Consider the following 23,709-nt stretch of genomic DNA (forward strand, 5'->3'; position numbering starts at 1 on the left):
ATGAACAAACAACTTTATATCCTTTCCTTTGCTCTGCTCGCAGCGGCATGTGGAGGCCAAAATAAACCTGTTGACCTCTCGGCTCAAAAAGAAGGACAACAAACAAAAAGCCGTTACGAAATAGGGCAAGTAACCGAAAAGTCACTCGCCAGTTCCGTGCGCCTTCCCGGGCAGCTCAGACCCTTCAACGAAGTCAATATATTTGCTAAAGTCAATAGCTTTGTCAACCAGATTTTTGTAGACCGCGGCAGCATTGTAGAAAAAGGGCAATTGATGGTAGCCTTAGAAGCACCCGAAATGTTATCACAGCTACAATCCGCCAACTCGCGTTACATCCAAGCAAACGAAGCCGCCAATGCCAGTAGAGAAAAATATCGCCGACTCAAGGAAGCTTCTTTAGAAGAAGGAGCCGTATCACCACTAGACCTAGACAACGCCCTATCAAAAATGAAAGGTGATGAAGCCGTTGCCATGTCAGAAAAGTCGAACGTCGAAGCCATGAAGATGGTGCAATCCTATCTCAACATCCACGCCCCCTTTAGCGGCATGGTGGTACAGCGGAATGTCTCTGCCGGAGCATTAGTTGGCCCCGGAAAAAGCAATGAGCGGCCCATGTTCATCCTACAGGATATCGCCAAGCTCAGACTTGAAGTCCATATTCCGGAGAACTATGTAGATAAAGTAGATCTCAGTAAGCCGGTGTCCTATATCTTCAATAGCCAGCCCGGTAAGCGCTATCAAGGTAAAATCAGCCGCTCGGCCAACATGCTCGGTTCCACACAATCTGAAGCCATTGAAATAGACGTCATCAATAAGGATCAACGCCTCAAACCTGGTATGTATTGTGAAGTAAGCATCCCCTTATTATCGGGAGCAAGCTCCCTGCTGGTGCCCAATCACAGTGTTGTACGTTCAACAGAAAGGCAGTATGTTGTTAAAGTAGTCAACCAGAAAGCCGTCTTTGCAGATGTAAAGGAAGGAATCGCCGCCAACGATTCGGTAGAAGTTTTCGGTAACTTAAAGGCTCATGACCAGATTCTGTTACACGCAAACGATGAGATAAAAGAAGGTAGCACCATCCAATAAGATAAGGTGTATTATTGCGAGCTGTTTTTTCAAGACAGCTCGCAACTTTGGCAGCGAAAACACCATTTGAAACAACTTAAAATAATACCATCCGAACCCAGCATCCAAGAAGGTGTCACAACCAATTTGAAGTAGAGCAACGCTATAATAGATAAGGCATTACACATGCTGCAAAGAAAATGATCACTGTAGTTTCTCGGTTAACTTCGTCGTGTAATCTGCAAACTTTAATTCTGCCAGCTTATCGATACCAACAAGCACCTGTGCATTTCCATCAATGACATAGTTTTTTTCGGCAGGTAAATACCTGTGCCGAAAAGCTGTACCTTACCGTATTTACTTCTCCATACTTAAGTCGGCGATCGCATTCGTTGTGTCGTTATGCTAACCCCGTATCATTCCTCTTTACTCGGGTTTTGCCCTTCTCCATTTAAAATAAAATGTACTTCCTGTCCCAAGCTCGGAAACAACATCGACCGTTCCGCCCTGTTTCTCAACAAACATTTTTACTAAATTCAAACCTATTCCTGTATTATCTTTGGTATCACCGTCCACCTGATCGACCGTCTGAAAAAGGCCAAAGACCTTCGCGTAATCCTTCTGTGCAATTCCAGAACCATTGTCTTTTACATAGAATGTGTAAAAATCTTCATCCTCACGGGACATACCAGCTTCCACCTGCACCCGTTCCTTATCGTTGTGCTTAATGGCGTTTGAAATTAGATTTTGGAATACCTGATAAAGCTGTACAGCATTCGTATAAAAGCAGGGCAGAGGCTCTATAACAGAGACTTGCACCTTTTCTGGCAGGAACAAAGCAGCTTTTATATCTGACAAAAGGTCCTTTACCGATACCAATTCCTTCTCTTGAAAATTATGTGCATTTTTCGAATAATTGAGAATGGATGAAATCATTTGGTTTAGTTTATTGGCGGAAACTTCGCCTAAATGAAGATATGACCTGAGTGTTTCCTGATCATCATCATCCAGCGCATATTCCATCATGCCCAAGATGGAGATTAGGCCTGCCAAGGGCGATTTAAGATCGTGAGCGACGACGTACATAAAACGTTCCAGCTGATTGTTAATCTCTTTTTTTTCTTCCAGCGCCAATTTTAAGTTCTTCTGGTAAAAATACATACGTTCGAAAACGTTCACTTTCGCCTGGGCAAGCTTGATATCCAACGGTTTCGACAGGTAATCAACCGCTCCATCTGCGTATCCTCTCATCACATAATGTTCTTCCTTATTGATAGCCGTTACAAATATGATAGAAATCTGTTTCGTGCTTGAATTGGACTGTAAAATGGATGCCACTTCAAAACCATCCATTTCCGGCATCTGTACATCTAAGATGATCAACCCTATATCACCCTGTTTAATGGCGCACCTAAGCGCCTCATTGCCACTAGTTGCGCGTATAAACGTTCGGTTAGGTGCTTCTAAAATAGCTTCCAGCGTGAGTAAGTTTTCCAGCTTGTCATCGACAATCAGTATATTGATATTTTCCTTTTTATCTTGCATAAATCTAAGCTATTTCGCTAACCAAAATTTTAATCAGATTTAGTAGTTTATTTACATCGAGCGGCTTGGTCACATATTCCGAGGCTCCGGCCTCCATGCATTTTTCACGATCACCCTGCATGGCTTTTGCAGTTAAAGCAATGATTGGCAGACTCTTATATTTTTCAATTGCACGAATCCGCTTTATTGCTTCCAGCCCATCCATTACCGGCATCATAACATCCATCAAGATAACTTTAATACTAGGATTAGCGTACAACTCATCAAGAGCTTCTTGCCCATTATTTGCAACAATTATTCGGGCGCCTTTCTCTTCCAGTACAGCCGTCAGCGCAAAAACATTTCGCATATCATCGTCTGCCAATAACACCAATGTATCGCGGAGATCATAGACTGTATTGACTTTCGATACATGGTCGTCAATCAAACTTTGCCTTTCCGTTGGAACTGCCGACGACACTTCGCGTTTTTTTTTCAGGAAATGATCAAGCTCGTCTATCAAACGCTCCTTGGCTTTCGGAGAAATATGAATGAGCGTCCTGGCATATTTTTTAAGTAGTAACTCTTCTTTTTCATCAATTTGGCGGTTGATAAAAATAATCATATTTCCGTGATCCACTTGCAGTCGATCGTTCAGTGCCGATAAACGCTTCTCTACGTGTGGAAGCGGAGCATTCAGATAATAAAGAATAATATCATAGCGATCCGTTTTATCATTATCGAGGGCTGTAAAATCATTAATAATCGTTAACTCAACACCTTGATAGTTTTTTAAAAGCTCCTCTAAACCTGTTGTGCTTTCTTTTCCGCTATTAACTATCAAGATCCGCTTTGGCTGATCCGCTACTCCTTGACTATCTATTAAATTGAAAACCATATCCATTTCCTCTATAACTAGCGGTTTGAGGGTGTAACCTGTTATATCGTTTTTGTCTATACCCGGATCATCCTGTGAACTAATAATGTGCACCGGTATATGCCGCAGTATTTCTAAACTTTTGACATATTGGAGAATTTCCCGTCCACTATAAACAGGTAAATTCATATCGAGTATGATGGCATCTGGTTTATATTTATTGACGCAGAAGATCCCCTCATCTCCGCTAAGGGCAACAATAACACGGTAGCCCTTTGATCTTGCAAAATCTCGCAAAATCGTAGAAAAACTGATATCATCTTCCACAATCAATATACATTTATCTCCTCTGCTCACAACGTTTCGGTCATCCCGTATGATTTCTTGTTCCTTCACCATCGAAGGTATCGCAATGGGAATTTGGGAAGTCTCAACAGCGTTAGTCCGTTCGAGCTGCTTGTTTTGTGGACTAGTAGCATCCATTGGAATATAGAGGGAAAATGTGCTTCCTTCGTTCAATTCACTCACCAGTTTAACAAACCCGTTCAGACGCCTGGCAAGTTCACTACTGATCGAAAGCCCCAAACCCGTACCGGCATATTTTCTATTAATAGCTCCATCGATCTGTTGGAAGGCGGCAAAAACAAGTGCCTGCTTATCTTTAGCTATACCGATTCCGGTGTCCATGACATGGAAAGCGATAAATTTTTCTGCATCTCGTTCTTCTGTGTCTATAGCCAAGGTGACACGTCCGTTCGCAGGGGTGAATTTGAAGGCATTTGACAGTAAATTTTTTAAGATCTGTTCCAATCGCTTTTGATCAGATTCGATTTTTTCAGGAAGATCTTCCTGGAATTCAATGACGAAGTTGATGGAGCGTTCTTTTGCTACAGCCTCAAACGTTTCTTCCATATTCCGTACAATAGAACCAAGGGAAATCATCTCGAAAAAAACGTCAATCTTACCCGCTTCGATTTTTGATAGGTCTAGAATATCATTAATCAGGTTTAGGAGATTCGATCCGGATTTATGTATGATCTCGCTATATTGCTGCTGCTTTTCAGTCAAGTTTCCGGAGGTGTTGTCGGCCAACATTTTCGCCAACACCAATATGCTGTTCAAAGGGGTACGTAACTCATGCGACATATTTGCCAAAAACTCAGACTTGTATCGGCTACTTTTTTCAAGTTCATTCTTCTGTGATTCGATGGCTTTCTTGGCTTCTTCCATCATCCCGTTCTGAATAGCCAGCTCGGCATTAATCTCCCTAAGCTCTTCCTGCTGAACACGAAGCTCCTCTTCTGATGCGCGCAGCTCTTCGGTCTGTATTTTGATTTGCTCATTCGAGGCGGCCAAGTCTTCCTTTTGAGCGATCAACTCTTCCTTTTGTTGATTAACATGTTCAATTAACGATTCCATTTTGCCATGTGCAATACAACTGTTCAACGCCCGCGCTATATTAGAAGCAATAATCTGCAAGAAGTCAGCTTTGTTATTAATGGTATCGCTAACACATGCCAGCTCAATCAATCCCTTTAATCCTGTCGCGTCATACAACGGCACATATGCCAAGGTATCTATATCGATACTGCCTAAGCCTGATTCAATTTTCCAATAAGCTGGATCAATGCCATTAATCACCTGCACTTTGGTGTTGAGCGCCGCTCTACCTGCTAAATTTTCACCCAGCTTAGCACTTATTCTTTTAGCAGCAGGAACGGCTACCGCACCAGCGACCTCCAACGACTGTCTTTCCTCGCGAAACACATAAAATACAGCGGCCGGCACCATCAGGTAGTCGGTAACAACATTCAGTGCATTCTGCGCCAACTGCTCCAAATCATGGGGATATTTTTGTAACTCATCATTGATTTTGACCACCCCTTCCAGCTGCCAGTTTTTTTCGTTTGCTTCTTCATTCAGCTGTTCGATATTCTTTATGGTGTCTTTTAATCTACGTTGGGCTTTCAATCGGCCAATAAGCTCCGCCCGTATCACATAACACAAAATCAAGACGATGAACAAAACGATGGATAGGTTGATAACAATGACCCGCAGGGTTAACCTCACCAGATGATCGTTCCGGTCTTTACGCTTTGTGAGTAAGTTCCTTTCGTTATGTTGAAATTGGTCGATTGTCTTATTAATAACCGAAAAATAACCATCCTCCTTCATAATCAACATGGAATCATCCGCATTTGATACAGCTTTTCTCTGTTCAGATCCCTCAAATTCAAGATAGTCCTTGACATCTAACATGATCTGTTTAGCCAGCCCGTGCTGAACAGAATTGCTTCTCGTCAGCTCTGTAAGCGAATCGAGGGTATAAACTACTTTACCATGTAAGCCCTCCACGAGTTTGGAAAAAGATTCGTCACCCGTGTTCCGATAAGCCATCTTATTGGTTTGCAACCTCAGTAACAAGTTCCGTACATGCTGTGATGTACTGATAACCTGATAAGAATGGGTAACCCATTCGGCTTCCTTATTTTGACTTTTAATACGATCATATGACACAACCCCAATGGCAATTACCATGATGATACAGAAAGCTAAACCTAGATACAGTCGCGTTTGAAGAGGTATTATATTTTTCATTTATGGTGCGGCAACATTAAGTCCGATTTTCTTTTTGATTTTTCCCAAATGGCACTTTGTCTACCTGAAAAATATCGATAAATACCCACGATTACAGCGTAATTCATCAGGCAAAAATAGTATGGAATAAAAAATGCTTTTACTTTCAACGATACGCGCTCCATGGCCATACCGATCAGGGCTAACAAATAAAAGCCCAATTGGAAAAAAAGGCCCACTACATAGAACATACCTTGCCCTTGGATGACCAAGAGAATATTGAGCAATAAGAATATGATCAATAAAAAGGGCACAATCGTCCAACGTAGCACGCGATGGCTGATATATTGAAAGCAAAACATGGGATATTTAAAAGGATTGGCAGCTATTGGTAAACGAAGGATGGATTGCATTCCCCCAGCTGCGATACGGATTTTCCTTTTCAGTTCTTCCGCGGTATTTTCAGAAGCAACCTCGCTTGCGTAGGCTTCAGGCTCATAACCAATAATATACCCTTTTTCAGCAATGCGCATAGCAATCATATGATCGTCAATGATGGTATCTTCCTCTACATAAGGAAACAGAGCAGTCCTGATACTGAATAGTTCGCCTGCGGCTCCCACATTAGAATAGAAAGCATAATCCAGCCGTTTGAGCCAAGACTCATATTTCCAATAGAAGCCCTCACCTGCCGCGCTGGCGTCTGCTGAGCCTCGTAGCGCAATACGTTTTTCCCCCGCTACCGCGCCAACTTTCGGTGTCCGATAATGTCTCACTAAATTACGTATAGCCTCTTTATTGAGAAAAGTATTGGCATCTGTGAAAACGGTTATTTCGCTACTAACAACCTGCATAGCCCTTTTAATGGCCGCCATTTTGCCACGCCGCGCAGCATCATGCATAAGAGTAACCATTTCAAATTGCTGAACAATTTGCAGCGTACGATCGGTAGATCCATCGGTGATAAAAATGAAATGCAATTTATCCTGTGGATAGTCTATCGCCAGTGAATTCTTTAATTTTTCTTCGATAATTGCTTCTTCATTGTAGGCCGCAACGATCAAGGTAACCTCGGGAACATATCTCTCCCCTGCCTCCCATAATCTCGGCTTTACAAAAAACTCTTTTAAACGGACGAATATATATAATAGTAGTCCATAACCAACAAATGTGTAAGCAATCAAGGCTAAACAAAACCAAAAAAAGAAAATCATAACATCCTATATTTCCGCTATAAATAAATGCCCAAAGACTGATGACAGACTCATAAATTTGTTTTTTTCACAACGCTGTTTCATTGCTGCAGACAAATCATCTACGTTTGAAACCCAAGCCGTTTGCTTTTTGTGCCATGGGTAAGATTCCACCATATCCCTTTGTAATGCCATTTGATCAGATCCGCTCGCCCTTTTCTTAAAAAAACCAAGGCTTGTTTTGTAGAAGATACAAACACAAAAAAAAGAGAAAAAAACAGCACGAATGGCCATGAGCAATTTTTACGAATAAAGAGCATTCTGTTGCGCGCCATAAAATATGTCTTTAAGGCACTTGCTTTACCAACCGAAATCGATTCTTTATGGTAAATGACCGCCTGACCATGAAACCAGCAACGCAACCCACTTTTCCTAAATTTCTCACACCAGTCCAGCTCTTCATAATAGAGAAAGTAAGATTCGTCCATCAGTCCTATCCGGTTCACATCCTTTCGCCGTACCATCATGGCAGCTCCATGGCAATAGGCTGTTTCCCGACTTGTCGATGCATATTGACCTTGGTTTACTTCTTGAAATGCTATTTGTTGATTCCGTCCCGTCAAATAATTCATTTCTGTATAACCGGCATACTGTATAAGCTTTTTATCGTCATAATACAAAAGCAAAGGAGATACAATACCCACGTCCTGTTTGGTTTCCAATACTGCTAAAAGCGCCTCGATCATCCCGGCAGTAATCTCTGTATCATTATTTAAAAACAACAGGTAATCGCCGCTTGAGGCCTGTATTCCGATATTATTTCCGCCGGCGAAACCTATGTTTTTTTCCACACGCAGATAAGTCAGACTTGGTAAAATCTTTTTAAAATAATCTTCTTGGTCTTGCTCACTTCCATTGTCCACGATAATTACTTCCAATTCAATTTGAGGCGCCAACGCGACGATAGACTCCAAAAATGCGGCGGTAACGACGGGCTGCTTATAGTTGACGGAAATGATTGAAACGAGTCCCATATCACCTTTTTTACCAAATTATTTGACTGGCTGTATAAACAACGGTGTTTCGCCCACTTCTAATTCCAGCGTTTCCCCCACCAATTTTTTTGCTTTTTTTCGCATGGTTGTTCCGGAGCGATCAGGTTCATATAGTACTACCTGCTTAGCACCCGGCAAGGACAGCGTATACCGTTCCTTTCTATTCTCTTCATCAGGAACGAAGGCCACGTATATATCGTTTCCTTGATAGCTGTATTGATCCACCACCGGGTCTTTACTTAGGCTTGTGATGAACCGATAGTTACCCATCAGCCGATTTACCTGTATGAAATAGTTGGCTGCAGGACGTCTGCTGTCTCTGTTAACAAGACCACACCTACCATACGGCGTACCCGAGTTTTGCCCTTCTGCATCGAAATCAAACAGCTGATAAAAGAATACTTTTTGTACAGCATGTTTGGCATATAGTAGCGCTGTTCTAAGCAGCCAATCTGCTTGGGTTTGCAGTACATCTTTATTGCCAATTGGAATGGCGCGCTGTGTACTCGTTTGCCGCAAGTCATAACCTGTTTCGCTCACCCAAACCGGCAAACCTGGTTTGAGGTTTTTACCATACGCTACCCATTCATCAGCGACGTCGCCCATATCGCTCCGCTCCGGCGCAATACCCCGCCTCTTGCTTTTATACACTTTGGAGAACCAAGAAAGATTATCATTCGAATAAATGTGATAGTTCAGTACATCGAAACACAGATCTACTGAACCATCCGTTTTGTAACCTCTGTTTTCAACGCACCAAGCAACCATATCTTTCACAAAATTGATATCACCTTTTGCCAAACCACCCATAACAACCACCATGTTCGGATCTGCATTTTTAACCCCAACATCCTTCCCCAATTTTCCTTTGTGTCCATCGTAAAAAGCTGACATATTAGCCGCGTATTGACGACCATTTTGTTGTGCTTTTTTCCCTTTCCACCATTTATCAGGCTCATTATTACACTCTATGTACTTCACCAAGTTTAAACCAATCTTTACCCTATTCACCGAGTCGTCCTTCCAGCGTGGCCTTTTATCAACGCGCACCAAACTACTGTCGAGATCTTTGTTTGATCCATATCTGGCAGCAAACTGGAAGGCTACACGTCCCATCAAGTGATAGGAAGAAGCGTCTTCCAAATCGCTGCTATAGGGTGCGGGAATGTTCTCCGGGTCACGCTCACCTTCCGGATAGGTATTAAAAAGCCAATCCGGAACATTCTTGATGCATACCAGTGTAGTAAGACTATCTTGCTTGCAACGCTCGTACACCAAATCCAGATTCCAGCCGCCACTGTAGGTGGGATTAAATGTAAAGCTTCCCTCCGCATGCTCTAACTTATCCCAATCGAGGTAATGTCTGACAGAACTAAACGATTTGATCAAATGCATTTGTCTCTCCTGAATACTATCGATTTTATGAGGTACATTCGGATCCTGCAGAAAATCCCATTCGAAGGCATTGATGCCCAACATATTTTTCACAGCCACCGGTTCGCCTGCCGGAGACCATTCGCCCCAATCAACGGTACACTTCGTAAAGAACAGCAGCACCATAATTGCAATGAGTTGGCATAGCGTTATATTTCTAATCATAAGCAAACTTTCCTAGAGGCTAGCGATCTTGTTAAAATTATTACACAAATATATACATACCATACTCAAAACTAGATTTTTTACACACAAAAAGAACCGTTTTTACGCAGCAATATGTTACATTTATCACAGAAACGAAGACGTGCATGCATACATTCTTAATATGGTGATCAAACTGTTTTACTTACCATTGAGGTTTTTGGCAATTTCGATGCACCTATTAGCAGCTATTCGCTGCGATGGACATCATCAAAGTCAAACAAAAGTTGTTTTTCAGGATACGACCGCCTTGATCCCGTCCATAACCGTAGACAGATTTATGGGGGTAAACGCGTTCGTAGATGATCCCCCGGAAGACATGCTTGCGCTGGGTTTCATTCGTGAATATCACTCATGGGTGTGGGATGAAGGAAATGGGAGTACCGGTTACCAAGGTCATCCATATCGTCAGATAAAGGTAGCCCCTGGATATCCTGGTTGGAATTTCGACCAATTTTATGGACAGTTAAGACAGATTGGTCTGCAAGTTTCGCCTTGTATTCAAAGCTCGGTTCCCTGGCTGGACAGTGCGTCTTGGTTTCCAACAAACATCAAACCGACAGATCAGCCGAATGCTGCCGCAGATCAGCCGAGTTCTTATGAAGCAAGGGCCAGCTATCTTTTCCAATTTGCCGGCCGTTACGGCAGTCATCCTATTCCGAACCAAGAACAGCGTTTTGCTGCAGATCAGCCAATGGTCTCCGGACTTGGTCATATACAGTATCTGGAAGATTGGAATGAGCCTGATCGCTTTTGGGAAGGCGCTAAATCGGCATTCAAGCCCGACGAATTTGCTGCCATGCTCAGCGCAGATTACGACGGCCATGAACAGAGCATAGTACATTATAAGACAGGTAAACCGAGCTTTGGTGTAAAAAATGCAGATCCAACAATCAAATTGGTCATGGGCGGCTTGAGCAGCATCAATTTGGAATACATTGATCAAATGAATCAATGGTTCAAGCAAAATCGGCGCGACAAAAAGTTTGCGGCAGACGTTATTAACGTACACACCTATGCGTGGAAAAACGGGAAAGACTGGCAAGGAGGTGGGCCGGCCATTAGTCCTGAGCAGGCCAAATTCAAAGAACAAGCCGCCGCGCTGGTTGCTTACCGGAATGAACACTTGCCAAATTTGGAGGTATGGATTTCCGAATTCGGTTGGGATACCCATCCGGGGTCCGTTCTAAGCCCCCCTGCTATCGGCAAGTCAGACATCAGAGAAGTGCAGGCACGATGGATTTTGCGCGCTTACCTTGCCTTTGCAGCCGCAGGTGTAGACAGAGCCCAATTGTACATGTTGCGCGATGTAAATCCAAATGATCCCATACAGTTTTCTTCCAGCGGACTAGTTAGTGAAAAAGGCGTCTGGGAACCGAAGACATCTTGGTATTATGTTTATACCATGAAAAATGTTTTAACGAATATGGTGTTTGCCGGAGAAGAAAGATCAACGCATCCCACGATTTTAATTTATAAATTCAAACACTTGTCGAAGAATGAGCTAGTCTATGTACTTTGGTCTGGCACATCAACTGGTTATCAGCAAAACAATTACCGATTGAAAATTAAGTCCCGCGCAAGACATGCGACGATTATTGAACCCATAGTGGGAAAAACCCGTGGGAAGCGAATAGATCAACGGATAAAAAATAATCGGATTGAGCTAAATGTAAATGAAAAACCGACCTTTGTATTGGTTAAATAGCAAGTAAGCGAAAATCAAGTAACCAGTGCGTGTTTTGTATAAATGAAAACAGGAAAATTATTTAAAAATATTCATCTATTGTCTTTACTGGGCACAGGTAGCATGTCCGTACTGACATTCCTATTTTCTGCTGTACTCTACCGCTTTATGGAAATCGAGGAGATCGGTATCTGGTTCTTTTTTCAGACCACACTTGCTTTTTTTGACATGTTTCGTCAGGGCTTTTTGAGCACGGCCTTTGTTAAATTTTATGCTGGAGCCACTTTCAAACGGCAACGGCAACTCGTCGGCTCTACCTGGATTATACTTGGCGGTATTACCTCATCTGCGATTGTCATCGACCTGATATCGCTACTTTTTATCCATTACATCAAAGATGCGAGCTTGCGTAACTTTATAAGCTACTTCTCTTTCAATTTTGTTGCATCCTTACCAATGATTATTGCCATGTGCCTTGCTCAGGCCCAGCTACGCTTTGATCGGCTGTTGTCTATTCGCTTGATACAGATAAGTTTGCTTATCATAAGCTTTGTCGCCCTTATTCTTCTTAAACGCAATGACTTGCAGCATTTGATGTACATTAATATATTCGCAAGCGTCTGCACCAGTCTGCGTTGCCTTATAAAAGGGTGGACAGGAATACACTATATAAAATTCAGCACAAAAAAAGCGATATCCGAATTATTTAATTTTGGTCGGTATACAGTAGGTACCATTATAAGTGCGAACTTATTCAATGTCACCAATGCTACCCTCATAAATTTCATACTAGGACCTTCACATCTCGCTATTTATAATCTCGGAACCCGTTTGATGGAAATTGTTGAAATCCCGCTACGTAGTTTTGTTGCAACAGCCATGCCAATGCTCTCTAAGTACTACAATCAGGGCCTCAAGCATGAAGTAGTGCGAACAACGCAAAAATATATTGGCACCATCACCCTATCAATAATCCCAGCACTGTTGTTTGCATTGCTTTTTGCGGACTTAGCGATGGGAATTATCGGAGGCAGTCAATACTATCACAATCCAACCGGCCATACGGCCGGTAATATTTTTCGTTTGTTTGTACTCTTTGCTTTGTTTTATCCGGCAGACCGCTTTTTAGCTGTGATGCTGGATGCTATTCACAAACCGGAAATTAATTTCAGAAAAATACTCATTATGCTTTGCATGAATCTATCCGTTGGTGGCATTGGACTGTACGTTTTTCAGAATATTTATGTAATCGTTTTCGCCAATACACTTCCGGTATTAGTTGCGATCTTCCTGTCCTTGAAGGCTGTTAATAAACATTACGCGCCTTTCAAGCTTCAGAAGGCCTATCAAATGGGTGCGCAAGAAATTTTCCGAGCATTAAAAAAGACGATGAAAAACACCTAAAAAATCACATGCCATATGCCTGCTTTAAATACACCTAAATGGATCAAACAGTACGATTTTCCCTTCACTAAATTTGAAGAGATTCCCGCTGCTTTTTTTGACGGTATCAATAAAAAGCTAGATAGGCTACAGGCTGCACCTCCCCTCGTTAGCATTGTCATTACTGCCTGGAATGAGGAAACGAATGTGGTGAAAACCATCGCCAGCATGGCCGACTTCGAGACCAACATTCCGCTGGAGATCATCGTAGTAGACAACAACTCAACCGATCGGACCCGCGATACGTTGGCAGCTTTACATGTAAAACATTATTTTCAACCCATTCAGGGATGGGGGCCTGGAAGGCAGATGGGACTAGATCACGCGCGGGGAAAATACCTTCTATCAGCGGATGCCGATGTGCTATATCCCAGGAAGTGGGTTGATGACATGGTTGAGCTATTGGAGCAGCGTGAGGTCGTTGCTGTATACGGTCGTTATTCATTTATTCCGGAAGAGGGCTATCCACGATGGAAACTCTATTTATACGAAGGTCTAAAAGACATCATCGCTTCTTTCAGGCACCTCCATCGACCCCACCTCAACGCCTATGGTATGAGTTTTGGGTATGTTACGGAATACGGCAAAAAAATAGGCTACGTAATGCAAAAGATCCGAGGCGAAGATGGGCGTCTTTGTTTTGATCTAATGCACTACGGAACAGTGAAACAACTTAAACGGACACGGGCGCGGGTATGGACGAAACCGCGCACCTTGAAACAAGATGGCAGTCTCTGGCAAGCTATGAAATTAAGAATTGCCAAGGAAACCAAACGTTTCACCAGCCTACTACGCAAACAAGAACCACACGACACGAAGACCTCGAAGAATGACTAATTTTGCACTTTAGGTTATGAATCAATTCCCATCTGTTTCCTTATTAATTACACACTACAACCGCAGCAGGTCACTACACAATTTGTTAAACGCATTTTCAAACCTGAACTGCACTTTTGGAGAAATCATTGTTTCGGACGATGGCAGCAGACCGGAGCACATAGAATACATCCGTCAATTGCAGGAGCAATTTAACTTTCGGTGCGTCACGTCAGAGCGAAACCGTGGACTTGGAAATAACTTGAATAAGGGACAGGACGTCGTAAGCAAGCTCTATACGCTTTATGTGCAGGAAGACTTTATACCTATGCCTTTGTTTATAGAAAGGCTGGGTATGGCACTGCATCACATGGAAAGAGATCAAAAAATTGATCTCGTCAGGTTCTATTCGTATATACCTTTTCCTTACAGCCGCCCTTATGACGAACACTTTTCTAAATTACTATTTAAAAGTTTCGGCATCAAATACAACAAGCTACATATGTACAGTGACCACCCCCATCTACGGCGCAGCAACTTCTTTGAGAAATTCGGGCGATACAAAGAGGGAATAAAAGGTGATGTGACAGAATACAATATGTGTTTGAGTGTTATACAAAACAAAGGTGAAGTGTTATTTCATCGTGACTATCGGGCCCTTTTTAAGCAGGTGAATACCAGCGACGAACCCAGCACCATGATTCGAAATAAACTGCGTTACAGTAACTTTTTTCTCCTAAAGTGGGGGCGCGATCTTTTCAGGCAAATAAAGTTCAATTATGACATCCATTTCAAGCGCCTCAAAAAAAACAGAAGCTAATTTCACCGTTACTCCTGTTGTTGATGATAATCGTGTTTCGTTGCCACCGAAACCTTGTTTGCCCTTCTGGCCAATAATAGCGCTTTCAGCTGATAGAATATAAAATTAGGCACTCCTTTCAAGGCTTTATATATTCTTCTGTTCGCATTCCCTTCTTTCAATGCCAACAGAAAAGCACTCACAAACAAAAGAAATCCGAGCACAAACGAGCAGGCAATCCACCAATTTTGTGTCAGCATGTTTACCACAAAACACAAAGAGCCCAGCCCGAGGAAAATAAATAAAGGCGGCCTCATTAAAACCAAGCCGAAAAGAAACTGATTGATGCTTGCATTTGAAAAAGAAAAAAAGATTAATTTCCAACTGTAGCCTGCATATTTGAACCAAGTGTTTATCCAACGGGCTCGCTGTTTCACTAGCTGATCGGTCCTGGCTGTTTTCTCATCCCACACGATCGCCTTGTCAGCGAAAGCGATACGGAGATTCTTGCGTACAATACCATATTGCAAGACCTTATCAAATCCAGCGCCCTGCACCCCACTATTACAGAATATCTCCCGATAAAGATTCACCTTAAAAGCCATTCCGGAACCTGCCAGTGTAGCCGAAGATCCCAACGAAAACAAAACCTTTCCATCATAAAAATGATAATATAGATCGCGCGCTGCATCCAAAGAAGCATACATGGTATTCGTATTTTTAGGCATACGTACGCCTTGTACACTATCAAATCCCAATGCAAAGTACTCGTCCAAGGCTTTTAAATAATCTTTGTGTACTAGATTATCGCTATCAATAATCGTCAATCGATCATGTGATCGTTGAAATCGTTCTATTGCATAAAAATGAGATCGCACATTTCCGGCCAGCACCACTTCCGGCTGGAGTAACACCACCTGATCCGAATCAAATTGTAACGAAGAAGTATCACACTTATCAGCAACTACGTATATTGTATACCGCTGATAATCGAGCGCCAGTAATGACTGAACAACGGCGGGGAGCATTGAAACATCTTCATAGGCGGTTACAATAATAGCATAGTCCGCTTCTGTAGCAGGTACCGGTGGAGGCATCTTGCGGGAAATCAACTTATAGAAACAATAAAAAATAATGGGCATCAATAAGTTAAATAATATAACGCATTGTACCAACCACCATATGATTTTTAAGGCAATCATTCTTTTTTATTTTTCCTTACTAATTCGCTTAATCGCTGCTGCATGGCTCTGTAAATGGACGAAACCGAATTCGACCAAGTGTGAGAAGCGGCAAAGTCCATGCGCGCTTTTACACGTTCTAAGTTAAAAGATTCTGACAGGGCTTCTGTTATCTTTTCGATGTACTCATCTTGGTTATTGGCTAGGTAAACATATTCTTTAAACAGCAGCATGGCATCCGTTGACATCGCTACGACCTTCTTGCCAAGTGCTAAATACTCATCTATTTTACGCGGATAATTTCCAATCGTGAGTGGATTCACCAATTGCGGATTAATACAGACATCGAAAGCGTTCACATAAGCTGGCAGCTCCTGCTGATACTTGCTACCTAAAAAATGAACGTTTGCGCAAACGTGTAAACGAGAGCTTTTAAATTGTTCATCTTCAGGCCCAACTAATACCAACTGCCAGTACGGTTTGCTCGCAACTATTTTCAGCAAAAGTTCCATATCCAGCCTACTGCTCTGCAGTGAACCCACATAACCGATGATAGGCCTGGGTATCGTTATCATATCAGCCGGAGTGACATATTCCTGTGCGGGCTCAGGCAACCAGCATCCCTGCCCCACATCATAGCTATGCGGATTGTATTGTTTACAATATTTCTTCAGGTAAGCCGAGTTAGCCACACACAGATCAACCTTTTCAAGCATTTTGGGCTCAGCAATCAGACCTTGGCGGCGCCAGTAGGGTGTACCCAAAATATAGTCACGTGAATAGTAAACACTTAACTTTGGTTTCAGCAACTCTTGCAGATAAAAACATTTAATAATTTCATTGTCATTGAACAAGATAAAGTCGGTAAAATCCAAGAGTCTTATGGCATGAGCGATTACTTTCGCAAATTTTTTATTATTGAACCGGTTAAAGAAATCGAATAGAAAATAGGGTTTCAACCAATTTACGGATTCAACCAGACAATCGGGATACAGTACAAACAAACGATCATTTACCTTCAACAAGCCCTCTTCCTGATGCCGGATAACTCGCTTTCTTCTGATGACTTCTTGCTCTCCCGCCCGCCTGATGGCTGTGATCCGATCCAGTGGTGCATTTACATAAAGCACCCGATTATCTTTACTGAATTCAAGTGCTATATCCTTGCAATTACTGCCTATATCGATGTCCCAAGGTTGTTGACCAACCACAATTATACATTGCCCTTTCAGCATACATTTATCTCTTGCAACAATCAATCATTATCCTTGTAAAACTTCATTCCTTTATAGAAACCAAAAATCAAACATACAATACCTGGCAATAAAAACAGTTCAAAAGGCATATCAGCTAGGATTAGATAAAGAATTCATTCGATTCACCTGCCGATCAAATGCTGGTCCGAGGTATATTAAGGCGAGCGACACATACACCACAAGTGAGGAAGGCACTCTGTTAATGACCTCATTACCATAACTGGCAATAAAGACCCCAAAGGCTCCGGCGGTCAGTGCAACCAGCTTGATTTTGAGTTTTGGATTGCGAATTTTCCAAATGATACCGCCACATTTGCCAAACAAGTACATCATCATGCAAAACCAAATTGTGAAGCCAACAATACCATACATGGCCCATACCTTTACCCAATAACTATCCGGCTCAATCGTTGACAGGTATTTATCACTATTATATTCATGTCCCCAAACGCCAATCACGCCCAACCCTCCGCCAAAAGGTCTCGTCTTCAAATAATCTGCAAGCTTCCGCTGGTTTATAAAGCGTAAATTTAATGAGGCGTCTTGCGGGTCCAGCGCGGTTCTTAGACGCGCTATCTCGTAGTTCCCGTTTCCTATAGTAGTAAACTTCAGAAATCCTACCAATAGCATCATCGCCAGTCCTCCCAACAATAACGCTTTAAAATTCTTAAAGAGAATCAGCGAAAAGAAAGCGCCAAAAAAAAGCACGAAAAAGGCACCTCTTGTTCCGGATATCATCATGCCAACCAACAAGCTTACAGCGCCAACCAGGCACAATCCTCTCACCCACCATTTAAACGGGCCGAGAGCTAAGAGCACTGCTACCAATAAAATATGTGCCTGAGAGGCGCCGAACTGGCCAGCATCCGTATAAAAGGAAAATACACGTAGTTTTCCCCATATCAAATGCGTTGAAGCCATCTCCTGCAAAAAAATTTGCTCGCCCGGCGTGAGGATCTTTAATTGTCTATAACCATTTACTGCCGCCAATACAGATACAGCAAGACAAATCCAAAGTATGCAATTCACTGAAGACGCTTTCTTCTGCTGAAGAATTAAAAGAGCTAAAGGGATTAATAACATGGCGTGCAATGCGGAATTACGGATTTCCTGTATCCAGCCCATCACACTTGCGCCGGCCGGATTGAATACCTCTAAGACAGAGATAATAAACCAGCCAGCGGTCCATGCCACCAAATCTACCCGAAGAACAGACCAATCATACAGGTGATGATTAAACAAAACTGCTATCCACGTGCCGATCAGTAATACTTCCACCCCAATACCGAAGGGCACGCCGTTTAGCTCACGCCCTAACATGGGCATGAGAAAGCAAAATGCCAAGGTCGTATAAAGTCCAACAGCAGGATCCTTAAATAAGAAAATCGTATATATCAATCCAAAGCAAAAAACCGAAGCCAATACAGGAAGCGCGAGCCCTATTCTTGGTGTCATCACCGATATGATCAGTGCAGACGAGACACATGCGACAATTACTTTGCGGCTATAAGGGATTACCATTTCCATATATTTGAACCCTATCGGTATTTTGTAAACCTCCTATACAGGTTGATTTAGCACCACTTTATTTAACACGGCTCCTAAAAAACCAGGCTCCTTCCTAACCTGTTCCAGTAGTTCTAAACTATGATCATCTAATTTTGTTCCCGCATCAAATACCAACAGGAATTTGCTCACAAACATCATCCATTCTTTCACGCGGTTCATGTCCTGTAGGCTATCCATATCAATAATAATCAGGTCAAACTTGTCTTTCAGATAAGAGAATCCTGCTATTAAGCTGTTCGCATCCTTCATTTCCAATAGGGATTTACTCCCTGGGGTTCGGTTCAAAATAGTAATCAGATCCTCTACCTTAATTTCCTTCTTTACCAGAAATGATTCAAACCCTTGCATGGGCTGCTCCTGATCATTACGGATCATGCTGGCTAAATTTGGTGAGTGTTCTGAAATCAGCAAAACCTTCCGGCCAGTCATAGCGAAGGCATAGGCCAAGCTGGAACTCAAGAACGTTTTACCACTTCCGCGATACAAGCTCGTCACACCAAGGACGTTGCCCTCAACTGTTAGCAGCTCGCGGTCTACCTCAAAACGCAAGGAACGCAAAAGATCCTTATAAATACTATAGTTACCAACAATAGCATTATCCTCCCAAATATCCCGAAGATCCTTATTCTTTTCCTGAATAAAATTTAAACTTCCCACCACGTTGATCCCTGTTGCGGATTTCCAATCCCGTGGCGTACGGATCGTTTTATCCAATACGAAAGCTATTGTGAGTATGGCTAAACACAAGGAGAGACCGGCAAAACCAGCGAGGCCCACATAAATAAAACCTTTCGATGGTTCCGGCGTTCCCGGTAAGCCAGGTTGCGCCAGATGTAATTTGGCGGTAGTATTCTTTTCGACGCTGGTCTGATTATAGCGTGTCAAGGCATCCATATACTCTTTTGTGGCCACATCAGCATCTCGCTCTAAATTCTGCACGCCCGCATCCGTCGGCACCAATGAACTGTAGCGGCCACGCAGGGTAGCCAATTCGGCTTCTATGGACGACATACTATTCTGCGCAAGTGCCAGATCAGTTTCCAGTTTGAGTCGCTGATCATTCAATTCTTTTCTTACAGCAGATGGACTCGTTATATACTTGTCAGCAGCAGCGGCAACTTTGAGCCGTCTCAATGCAGACAAAGAGTCAATCTGCCGTTTATCCTCTGCCCTGAAATTATTCTTAATATATTGCTGATTGGCAATTTTCAATTGATTTTCAAGATCAATAATCTGGTTATTCTCCTCAAGGGAAGTACCGCCTGTAGAAGCTTCCCCACCGGCCGCCAATTTCGTATTGATCGCCTTTAAGGCTCCCTTCAATGACTGGATCTGACTGATTGTTTCGGCCCTTTTGGCCTCTATTTGCGATATCTGGGTATAAATGACATCAGATTGTTTGTCCAAATTTAATACCCCACTGCCTATCTTATAATTTTTCAGTTCCGCATTTTTTTCGGTCATTACCCGTTCTTTATCCTTCAAGAGCGAATCCAGCAAGGTCAGCGAGTTACGTTGATTGGTAAAAGTAGTATTTGTGTAATAAGTCAAAAATTCCTGCGCCAGCGTGTTTACCACATAAGCCGAGAGGTCAGGATTGGTAGAAGTAAATTCAATATTGATAAAATCACTTTCTCCGAGGCGTTGAATGTTCAGATTTTTCAACAGCCCTTTTTCGTCATAAGCCATTGATTTGGCAATATCCAGCAAAGGTATACCTGCTGCTTTATTGTCGTTTAAGGTAATGGGCTCACGTGCTATTAGCTTCTGACGGACGAATGAGGCAGCCTTTTCCCGCTCTTGCGGTGAAAGTTTCTGCAACAAATCACTCCAAGGTTGAAAAGCCGTCACCGGATTTTGCAGATCATGTAACATCAGACTGTTGGTCAGTATACTCAAAACGGTACGGTTGCGCATCGTTTCCATGATATTGCCAAATTGTGTGGTCACTCTGAAATAGTCGAGGTTCTGACTGTCAGCGGTTCGCTGCGATTCATCAGTTAAGCCCGTAGCTACCTGCGCCTGTGAAATATATTTCTGAGGCAGATCTTTCACTAAGAAATAAGTAACCACCACACACAATAGGGGTACAGAGATAATCAACCATTTATACCTACCGTAGTGCTTCAATAGGGCTTTAATATCCATAGCTTATCCGTTCTTTACGCTCACTCTTAGTTAATTTCTGTTAGCTTCATACCGATGATATCCTCCAGTGCATCCCGCGACTTTAAGAAATCAGCTTCTGCTTCCACTTTATCCGTTTCTGCAGTCGTTAAAGCAGCGCGTGCCTCGCTATATACATCATGGGTGATTTCGGCTTTTTCAAACTTAAATCGGAGATCTTCCATCAGGCTATTCGCATCTTGTTCTGCCTGTGTTTTGATCTTGAGTTTGCGCTGCTGAAGGATATAATCGTAATACCTTTTTTTGACCTCATTGCTCAACAAGATGTCATATTCTTTCGATTCGTATTGCGCTAATTTGTAGTCTGCTTTCGCTTGTTTAACTTCATGAGGCTTTTGTAAAAAATTTCCAACATTCAGTGTCGCGCCGAATTGAAATCCATTGATTATATACGGATTGACTACGTCAATGGCACTTTTACCCTCCGGCCGGTAGAAATATGAGGCATTTAGTATATCCAGATAGGAAACTTTCGCAGCGGGAACGCCTGCTTTTGCCTTTTCTTCCGCCGCTTCGAACATTTTTTTCCGCGGGTAATGTTCCTTCGCCAATTCAATGAAGCGCTCTAGCTGTGCATAATTGACATCCTCGATGATAGATTCCTGCGCGCTCAAGTTAAAACAAGCCAGGAAAAACATACTAATAAGGGTAAACTGTATTCTCATAGGTTATAAATACGTTTCTAAAATTTATACTTTTTCTTTTTGTAAAAGCGCCGGAAAAGTTTTTAACAGAATTTTTAAATCAATCCATACGGAACTATGTTGCGCGTAGAAATTATCCAGTCCTTTCCGTTCCTCATCAGACATCTCACTCTTTCCTCTTTTCGTAATCTGCCATAAGCCAGTAATACCTGCAGGGCCTAAAAAGCGCATTGACCATAAATTGGAAGTCAGTTGTTCCGCCTCGTAAAGTGGAAGCGGCCTATTTCCGACAATGGACATATCGCCTTTTAAAACGTTAAAAAGTTGTGGCAGCTCATCCAGACTCGTATTCCGAATAAAATTTCCCACCTTTGTTACGCGGGGATCATTTTTAATCTTGACGAAAGCCAAAGGTTCATTTGCCGAGGCCTCCGTCCCGGCATATTGATTGGACGTTTTTGCTAGATCCTTTAATTTTGCATCCGCTCCTACGGCCATCGATCTAAACTTATAGAAATCAAAAATCCGATAGCCCGTACCTGCTCGTTTGCTTTTGTAAAATACAGGCCCCTTTGATTCCAATTTGATACAGATAGCAATCAGGAGAAAGACAGGCAAAAGTAGCAGTACCGCCAAAGCTGAAAAGAAAACATCGAACAGCCGCTTGGCAGGAGGTATCTTGTACTCCTGCACCGTGTTTGGAATCAGCTTTTTGATATCAGGCTTGATCAATTTGAACTTAATCAAAAACTTCAGACGCTCCATCAGCTCTGCTTTATCAAAAGGGCAAACATAAAAATCATTAACTTTGGCCTTCAATGAACGGGCTTTTAATCCAGCATCCTTTTTATCGGCGATCAAAATAATAACCGATCCAGAAGTAAGCGGGTTTGTTCTAATCGCATTGATTAATGGAAAAACTGCCCGTTCCTCATCCACTTCCATTATGATGATCTCCGGACTTGTAATAATGGAGCAGTGTTCTAGATGTATCTTCAAAGCATCGGTTGACGCTAAAAAATTGAGGTCAAAATCAGGTTCCAGTAAGTGCTGTAATTCGTCTACATACTTTTGGCCACAGTAGGCAAGGTTAGGTACAAATGCACGTCGCTGTTCCAGCTCCTCATAAGGATTTTTCATGAACATTTTCCTCCAACAGTTCTTTCACTACATTTCTTAAATAGATTGGGTCGAAAGGTTTTTTTATAAATTTGTTTACTAAATAGGGAGTCCGTTGTGCTAAGGAATCCATGTCTTCGGTAACCGATAAAATAACCACCGGAATATCTCGAAACAAACCACTGATTCTGATCGACTTTAAAAATTCGGGACCATTAAAGTAGGGCATTTCGACATCTAATAATATCAAATCAGGACAATTGGCTTCCTCCAACCATAATGTAGCGTCGTAGCCGTTACTCTTCAACACTACATCGTAATCTTTAGCAAGAATGAACTTCAACAGTTGTAAAATGGACGGCTCATCATCAACTACGAGAATTTGCTTTTTCATAATTTTATAACATTTAAGAGACTAGCCGTTTGACGAGAAGTAAAGGTAAAAATTCATGTGAAATATCGTAAAAAAATACATCTCAATATTTTACAAATATACACATTAACAATAATGTAAAAAGATTATTACAAAAAATAAATCAGCTATACCATCATTTTAATCAATAGAAATGACACAACTTTTTCTCATTAAACAACATATTTATCGCATTAAAGATGCAATTGTTATGAATTTTTGTTGATTAAAACACAAATTTCACACAATGGTTTGTTCGATTCTAGCGAGGGTGCTGTTTAACTTATCCAAAGTAATCGGTTTTTCAAGCACCGCATTCACAGTCGCGTAATGTGCAAGCTTCTTCAATCGATAGGGATCGCTAGAGAGTGTCAGAATCATAATTCTGAAATGTTGTTTCACAGAGGCGGGTAGCTTTGAAAATTCGTCAAGAAACTGAAAGCCGTCCATACCTGGCATCATTAAATCCAGCACAATAATCCAAGTAGCGTCTACCGTGGTAAGCTCAAAAGCTGCTAGGTGATCTAGGGCCTCTCTTCCGCTCTGCATCAAAAGCACATTTTTCGCTTTTCCCGTTAAAGAGATAAATTTTTTGGCTATCAAACCATCCAGATCGTCATCATCAATTACAAGAAAAGAGAACATCATAATAGACCTATTTTATAGT

General features: G+C 42.1%; 18 protein-coding genes. 5 read left to right on the plus strand and 13 right to left on the minus strand.

Annotated features, from left to right (window positions below):
- Positions 1–1,086, plus strand: a complete 1,086-nt coding sequence (locus FKG96_RS19545; RefSeq protein WP_130855246.1) for an efflux RND transporter periplasmic adaptor subunit — start codon at positions 1–3, stop codon at positions 1,084–1,086.
- Positions 1,087–1,491: 405 nt separating this feature from the next.
- Here FKG96_RS19545 and FKG96_RS19550 read toward each other — a convergent pair whose 3' ends face one another.
- The 5 genes from FKG96_RS19550 to FKG96_RS19570 all read right to left on the minus strand — a co-directional run bounded on the left by FKG96_RS19550 (position 1,492) and on the right by FKG96_RS19570 (position 9,890).
- Complete coding sequence (locus FKG96_RS19550) at positions 1,492–2,610, minus strand: hybrid sensor histidine kinase/response regulator (RefSeq protein ID WP_130855245.1); 1,119 nt, start codon at positions 2,608–2,610, stop codon at positions 1,492–1,494.
- Between the two features lie 4 nt (positions 2,611–2,614).
- The gene (locus FKG96_RS19555) at positions 2,615–6,064 is read right to left on the minus strand and encodes a response regulator (protein ID WP_130855244.1); all 3,450 of its coding nucleotides are present in this window, start codon (positions 6,062–6,064) and stop codon (positions 2,615–2,617) included.
- Positions 6,061–7,257 (minus strand): glycosyltransferase family 2 protein, encoded by a 1,197-nt coding sequence (locus FKG96_RS19560; RefSeq protein ID WP_130855243.1) that lies wholly within the window; start codon positions 7,255–7,257, stop codon positions 6,061–6,063. The genes FKG96_RS19555 and FKG96_RS19560 overlap by 4 nt, the downstream gene beginning before the upstream one ends.
- Before the next feature lie 101 nt (positions 7,258–7,358).
- Positions 7,359–8,270 (minus strand): glycosyltransferase family 2 protein, encoded by a 912-nt coding sequence (locus FKG96_RS19565; protein WP_130855242.1) that lies wholly within the window; start codon positions 8,268–8,270, stop codon positions 7,359–7,361.
- Between the two features lie 18 nt (positions 8,271–8,288).
- Positions 8,289–9,890: a hypothetical protein gene (locus FKG96_RS19570; RefSeq protein WP_149105870.1), complete on the minus strand. Its 1,602-nt coding sequence runs from the start codon at positions 9,888–9,890 to the stop codon at positions 8,289–8,291.
- Positions 9,891–10,053: 163 nt separating this feature from the next.
- Between FKG96_RS19570 and FKG96_RS19575 the strand changes: the two genes are divergently transcribed.
- The 4 genes from FKG96_RS19575 to FKG96_RS19590 are packed head-to-tail and all read left to right on the plus strand — an operon-like array spanning position 10,054 to position 14,695.
- On the plus strand, positions 10,054–11,637 hold the full coding sequence (locus FKG96_RS19575; RefSeq protein ID WP_149105871.1) for a hypothetical protein: 1,584 nt from the start codon (positions 10,054–10,056) through the stop codon (positions 11,635–11,637).
- Between the two features lie 42 nt (positions 11,638–11,679).
- Positions 11,680–13,020: a lipopolysaccharide biosynthesis protein gene (locus FKG96_RS19580; protein ID WP_149105872.1), complete on the plus strand. Its 1,341-nt coding sequence runs from the start codon at positions 11,680–11,682 to the stop codon at positions 13,018–13,020.
- A gap of 15 nt (positions 13,021–13,035) precedes the next feature.
- The gene (locus tag FKG96_RS19585) at positions 13,036–13,896 is read left to right on the plus strand and encodes a glycosyltransferase family 2 protein (protein WP_130855238.1); all 861 of its coding nucleotides are present in this window, start codon (positions 13,036–13,038) and stop codon (positions 13,894–13,896) included.
- A gap of 16 nt (positions 13,897–13,912) precedes the next feature.
- Positions 13,913–14,695 (plus strand): glycosyltransferase family 2 protein, encoded by a 783-nt coding sequence (locus tag FKG96_RS19590; protein ID WP_130855237.1) that lies wholly within the window; start codon positions 13,913–13,915, stop codon positions 14,693–14,695.
- Between the two features lie 8 nt (positions 14,696–14,703).
- Here the strand turns inward: FKG96_RS19590 and FKG96_RS19595 are convergent, their stop codons facing one another.
- The 8 genes from FKG96_RS19595 to FKG96_RS19630 all read right to left on the minus strand — a co-directional run bounded on the left by FKG96_RS19595 (position 14,704) and on the right by FKG96_RS19630 (position 23,690).
- Positions 14,704–15,876 carry a glycosyltransferase gene (locus tag FKG96_RS19595; RefSeq protein ID WP_149105873.1) on the minus strand — a complete coding sequence of 391 codons (1,173 nt, stop codon included), beginning with the start codon at positions 15,874–15,876 and terminating at the stop codon, positions 14,704–14,706.
- Positions 15,873–17,090 carry a glycosyltransferase gene (locus FKG96_RS19600; RefSeq protein WP_130855235.1) on the minus strand — a complete coding sequence of 406 codons (1,218 nt, stop codon included), beginning with the start codon at positions 17,088–17,090 and terminating at the stop codon, positions 15,873–15,875. The genes FKG96_RS19595 and FKG96_RS19600 overlap by 4 nt, the downstream gene beginning before the upstream one ends.
- Positions 17,091–17,201: 111 nt before the next feature.
- Positions 17,202–18,638: an O-antigen ligase family protein gene (locus tag FKG96_RS19605; protein WP_149105874.1), complete on the minus strand. Its 1,437-nt coding sequence runs from the start codon at positions 18,636–18,638 to the stop codon at positions 17,202–17,204.
- A gap of 33 nt (positions 18,639–18,671) precedes the next feature.
- Positions 18,672–20,828, minus strand: a complete 2,157-nt coding sequence (locus tag FKG96_RS19610) for an exopolysaccharide transport family protein (protein ID WP_130855233.1) — start codon at positions 20,826–20,828, stop codon at positions 18,672–18,674.
- 26 nt (positions 20,829–20,854) lie between these two features.
- Entirely contained in the window at positions 20,855–21,532 is a 678-nt protein-coding gene (locus FKG96_RS19615; protein WP_130855232.1) for a TolC family protein, read from the minus strand.
- A 24-nt stretch (positions 21,533–21,556) separates the two neighbouring features.
- The gene (locus tag FKG96_RS19620) at positions 21,557–22,651 is read right to left on the minus strand and encodes a sugar transferase (RefSeq protein WP_246860309.1); all 1,095 of its coding nucleotides are present in this window, start codon (positions 22,649–22,651) and stop codon (positions 21,557–21,559) included.
- The gene (locus tag FKG96_RS19625) at positions 22,635–23,024 is read right to left on the minus strand and encodes a response regulator (protein ID WP_130855230.1); all 390 of its coding nucleotides are present in this window, start codon (positions 23,022–23,024) and stop codon (positions 22,635–22,637) included. Before FKG96_RS19625 ends, FKG96_RS19620 begins: the two co-directional genes overlap by 17 nt.
- Positions 23,025–23,282: 258 nt before the next feature.
- Positions 23,283–23,690: a response regulator gene (locus FKG96_RS19630; RefSeq protein ID WP_130855229.1), complete on the minus strand. Its 408-nt coding sequence runs from the start codon at positions 23,688–23,690 to the stop codon at positions 23,283–23,285.
- Positions 23,691–23,709 lie beyond the last annotated feature (19 nt).

The sequence above is a fragment of the Olivibacter sp. LS-1 genome (assembly GCF_008245145.1).
GTDB classification, from domain to species: domain Bacteria; phylum Bacteroidota; class Bacteroidia; order Sphingobacteriales; family Sphingobacteriaceae; genus Olivibacter; species Olivibacter oleidegradans.

What these genes read in the sequence shown, in the direction of transcription:
- FKG96_RS19545 (WP_130855246.1), top strand. Translation starts at nt 1, where the DNA reads ATGAACAAACAACTTTATATCCTTTCCTTTGCTCTGCTCGCAGCGGCA.
- FKG96_RS19550 (WP_130855245.1), bottom strand. Translation starts at nt 2,610, where the DNA reads ATGCAAGATAAAAAGGAAAATATCAATATACTGATTGTCGATGACAAG.
- FKG96_RS19555 (WP_130855244.1), bottom strand. Translation starts at nt 6,064, where the DNA reads ATGAAAAATATAATACCTCTTCAAACGCGACTGTATCTAGGTTTAGCT.
- FKG96_RS19560 (WP_130855243.1), bottom strand. Translation starts at nt 7,257, where the DNA reads ATGATTTTCTTTTTTTGGTTTTGTTTAGCCTTGATTGCTTACACATTT.
- FKG96_RS19565 (WP_130855242.1), bottom strand. Translation starts at nt 8,270, where the DNA reads ATGGGACTCGTTTCAATCATTTCCGTCAACTATAAGCAGCCCGTCGTT.
- FKG96_RS19570 (WP_149105870.1), bottom strand. Translation starts at nt 9,890, where the DNA reads ATGATTAGAAATATAACGCTATGCCAACTCATTGCAATTATGGTGCTG.
- FKG96_RS19575 (WP_149105871.1), top strand. Translation starts at nt 10,054, where the DNA reads ATGGTGATCAAACTGTTTTACTTACCATTGAGGTTTTTGGCAATTTCG.
- FKG96_RS19580 (WP_149105872.1), top strand. Translation starts at nt 11,680, where the DNA reads ATGAAAACAGGAAAATTATTTAAAAATATTCATCTATTGTCTTTACTG.
- FKG96_RS19585 (WP_130855238.1), top strand. Translation starts at nt 13,036, where the DNA reads ATGCCTGCTTTAAATACACCTAAATGGATCAAACAGTACGATTTTCCC.
- FKG96_RS19590 (WP_130855237.1), top strand. Translation starts at nt 13,913, where the DNA reads ATGAATCAATTCCCATCTGTTTCCTTATTAATTACACACTACAACCGC.
- FKG96_RS19595 (WP_149105873.1), bottom strand. Translation starts at nt 15,876, where the DNA reads ATGATTGCCTTAAAAATCATATGGTGGTTGGTACAATGCGTTATATTA.
- FKG96_RS19600 (WP_130855235.1), bottom strand. Translation starts at nt 17,090, where the DNA reads ATGCTGAAAGGGCAATGTATAATTGTGGTTGGTCAACAACCTTGGGAC.
- FKG96_RS19605 (WP_149105874.1), bottom strand. Translation starts at nt 18,638, where the DNA reads ATGGAAATGGTAATCCCTTATAGCCGCAAAGTAATTGTCGCATGTGTC.
- FKG96_RS19610 (WP_130855233.1), bottom strand. Translation starts at nt 20,828, where the DNA reads ATGGATATTAAAGCCCTATTGAAGCACTACGGTAGGTATAAATGGTTG.
- FKG96_RS19615 (WP_130855232.1), bottom strand. Translation starts at nt 21,532, where the DNA reads ATGAGAATACAGTTTACCCTTATTAGTATGTTTTTCCTGGCTTGTTTT.
- FKG96_RS19620 (WP_246860309.1), bottom strand. Translation starts at nt 22,651, where the DNA reads ATGAAAAATCCTTATGAGGAGCTGGAACAGCGACGTGCATTTGTACCT.
- FKG96_RS19625 (WP_130855230.1), bottom strand. Translation starts at nt 23,024, where the DNA reads ATGAAAAAGCAAATTCTCGTAGTTGATGATGAGCCGTCCATTTTACAA.
- FKG96_RS19630 (WP_130855229.1), bottom strand. Translation starts at nt 23,690, where the DNA reads ATGATGTTCTCTTTTCTTGTAATTGATGATGACGATCTGGATGGTTTG.